The organism is Hyphomonas sp. (genome assembly GCF_037969335.1).
Lineage (GTDB): Bacteria > Pseudomonadota > Alphaproteobacteria > Caulobacterales > Hyphomonadaceae > Hyphomonas.
Map to the genome: position 1 here is coordinate 1 of NZ_JBBKXE010000196.1, position 2,587 is coordinate 2,587.

The following is a 2,587-nucleotide window of genomic DNA, read 5'->3' on the forward strand; positions in this document are numbered from 1 at the left end:
CACCTGACCCATCCCCCCAGCCCTGAAAATCCGTACCCACCCGGAAGCGCCCTCACAGGCGCCGCACGTGCAGGCGCGAATGTCTTGCACCCGCCTCCCCGCCGCGTCAGGATGGCCTAAAAGGGAGGGGACAAGCATGAACTACGAAACCCTGTACACGCTCATCAATCTCAGCGTCCTGCCGGCCTGGCTCCTGCTGGTCGTGTTGCCGCGCGCGGGCATCACGCAGACGCTCGTGCATTCCGGCCTGTATCCGATCGCACTCGGCGTGTTCTACATCGTGGTCATGGTGATGAATCTCGGCTTCGGCATGGGCGCCGAGGGCGGCAGCTTCAGCAGCGCCGCCGGCGTGTCACAGCTCTTCTCCCATCCGCTCGGCATCTTGGTCGGCTGGTCGCACTATCTTGTGTTCGATCTCTTCGTCGGGGCGTGGCAGGCGCGTGATGCTCAGCGCCGCGGCGTGCCGCACCTGGCGCTCGTGCCCTGCCTCTTCTTCACGCTGATGCTCGGCCCGGTTGGCCTCTTGCTTTACCTGATCGTCCGTAAGCTCACCGGCAAGGGCGGCTGGAGCCTCGTCGAGGCCTAGGCCTCTTCGCCCTCGGGAAACAGGTCCATCTGGCGCGGGTCGACCCAGCGCTTGCGCCGTGACGGCTTGGTCCGGCCGGAGCGGAAATAGAGGTCGTCGGTATGGTCGATTTCTGCGGGTTCCGGCGCCGGTTCGGGCGTGGGCGCTTTCGCGGCCTTTTTCGTCTTCGCTTCGTCCACCAGGCGCCAATAGGTCACCGCCAGCACAGGCGCGCCCTTGTCGTCCTCATAGCGCTGCAGGAAGCCGTGCGCGAGGCCGCCCGCATTGGCCGCCATCTGCACGTCGGCGTCGGCCTCGCTCAGGTTCAGCCATTCGGTGTGCAGCGACTCCACTTTCAGGTCGCCCGCAATGGCCTCGGCATCGGCGCGCGTGCGCGCGGCCTTGGCGCCGGGGTCCAGCGCTTCGGTGATAGTACGGGCAAGGGGATAGGCGTGGCTCATCTGGGCGTCAGGTATGCGAGACTTGTGCCGCCGTCCAGCCCGCATCCTGCCCGGCCTGCAGGCGGCCTGCGGCCAGCCGGGCAAAGCGCAGCATCACGGCCTTGCGGCGCGCGCCCGCCAGCTTGTCGGGAATGGCCTCCCGTATCACCGCCCCGCCAAAGGCATCGGCCACGATCAGGCCCGCCGCCTCGGGGATCAGGTCTTGCGGGAAATCCGCCATCACGGCGAAATAGAACCGGTCGCAGAAGGGCATATAGTCCGGCCATTTCGAATCCGCCCGGAAATCGGCCACCGAGGACTTGATCTCCACCATGGCGATCTCGCCGGCCGGGCCGACGGCGGCAATATCCGCCCGGCGATTGTTCGCCAGCGTCATTTCCGTCACCCCGAAATAGCCGTGCCCCGCCAGCAGGCGCAGCGTGCCGCGCGCAATCTCGCCCGCCCGCGTCTGCGGCAGGCTGGCATCTGTCAGCTCATCAAGGGCGCTGTCAGGCATGGGGCAGGGGCTTTCCGTTCTGGAATTGTTCCGAAAAAATCCTAAGCCCGCGACGCCGTCAGGGTCAAGGTCTGTGGGGCCTGATCGGGCCTTCGGGGCGAAAAACCGGCGCCGTGCCTGATCCATCCGGCCCCGCGCCGCGTAGACAGGATATCCAGCAGGAGAGTCCGATATGGCCAGCGCCTATGATTCAAACGGCCCCGCCGACCGTCGCTTCGTCAAGACGGCGATGAAAGCCCCCATGCTTGAACAGGCGCATGAACTGGACCTTGCCCGCCGCTGGCGCGAACAGGAAGACGAGGCCGCCCTGCACGAATTGACCACGGCCTATATGCGCCTCGTCGTGTCGATCGCGACGCGCTTCCGCAATTACGGCCTGCCAATGGCCGACCTCATTTCCGAAGGCAATGTCGGCCTGATGCAGGCAGCGGGCCGGTTCGAACCCTCGCGTGAAGTCCGCTTCTCCACCTATGCCACCTGGTGGATCCGCGCCGCCATCCAGGACTATGTCCTGCGCAACTGGTCGATTGTCCGCACCGGCACGACAGCGGCGCAGAAATCCCTCTTCTTCAATCTCCGCCGCCTGCGCGCCCAGATCGACGACACGGATGATGGCGTGATGACCCGGACCAACATGGCCTGGGTGTCAGACCATCTCGGCGTGCCCATGCGCGATGTCGAATCCATGGCTTCACGCCTGTCCGCGTCCGACCGCTCGCTCAACGCGCCGCTCGCGGCAGATGGCGACGGCCAGTGGCAGGACCTAATCATCGACGAGTCCGCGATTCCCGAAGACCAGGTCATGGCCCACCGCGATGGGGATCGCCGCAAGGAATGGATCGCCGATGCGCTGACGGCCCTGAACGAGCGCGAGACGCATATCATCCGGCAGCGGCGCCTGTGCGAAGAGTCCGTCACGCTGGAATCGATCGGTCAGGAACTCGGCATCTCGAAGGAACGGGTCCGCCAGATCGAGTTCCAGGCGCTCGGCAAGCTGCGCAAGGCACTGGTGCAAATTGTCGGTGATCCGGAAACCTCCGGCCTCATCCCGAACACCTAGTCTAC

Annotated in this window: 4 protein-coding genes; 2 read left to right on the forward strand and 2 right to left on the reverse strand. The window is 65.5% G+C overall.

The window, feature by feature from the left end:
- The first annotated feature begins 136 nt into the window (after window positions 1-136).
- Window positions 137-586: an ABA4-like family protein gene (locus AADA04_RS14630; protein ID WP_340694017.1), complete on the forward strand. Its 450-nt coding sequence runs from the start codon at window positions 137-139 to the stop codon at window positions 584-586.
- On the opposite strand, the gene AADA04_RS14635 is transcribed toward AADA04_RS14630, so the two are convergent.
- Both AADA04_RS14635 and AADA04_RS14640 read right to left on the reverse strand, forming a co-directional pair.
- A complete protein-coding gene (locus AADA04_RS14635; protein WP_340694018.1) occupies window positions 583-1,026 on the reverse strand; it encodes a hypothetical protein in 444 nt (147 codons plus the stop codon). The genes AADA04_RS14630 and AADA04_RS14635 overlap by 4 nt on opposite strands.
- 7 nt (window positions 1,027-1,033) lie before the next feature.
- Window positions 1,034-1,522, reverse strand: a complete 489-nt coding sequence (locus tag AADA04_RS14640) for an MmcB family DNA repair protein (RefSeq protein ID WP_340694019.1) — start codon at window positions 1,520-1,522, stop codon at window positions 1,034-1,036.
- Window positions 1,523-1,694: 172 nt separating this feature from the next.
- On the opposite strand from AADA04_RS14640, the gene AADA04_RS14645 reads away from it, so the two are divergent.
- Entirely contained in the window at window positions 1,695-2,582 is an 888-nt protein-coding gene (locus tag AADA04_RS14645) for an RNA polymerase factor sigma-32 (protein ID WP_340694020.1), read from the forward strand.
- Window positions 2,583-2,587: the final 5 nt, after the last annotated feature.

Bases quoted from the DNA above. Each gene is read 5' to 3' on its own strand.
- AADA04_RS14640 (WP_340694019.1), bottom strand. From the start codon at position 1,522: ATGCCTGACAGCGCCCTTGATGAGCTGACAGATGCCAGCCTGCCGCAG.
- AADA04_RS14630 (WP_340694017.1), top strand. From the start codon at position 137: ATGAACTACGAAACCCTGTACACGCTCATCAATCTCAGCGTCCTGCCG.
- AADA04_RS14635 (WP_340694018.1), bottom strand. From the start codon at position 1,026: ATGAGCCACGCCTATCCCCTTGCCCGTACTATCACCGAAGCGCTGGAC.
- AADA04_RS14645 (WP_340694020.1), top strand. From the start codon at position 1,695: ATGGCCAGCGCCTATGATTCAAACGGCCCCGCCGACCGTCGCTTCGTC.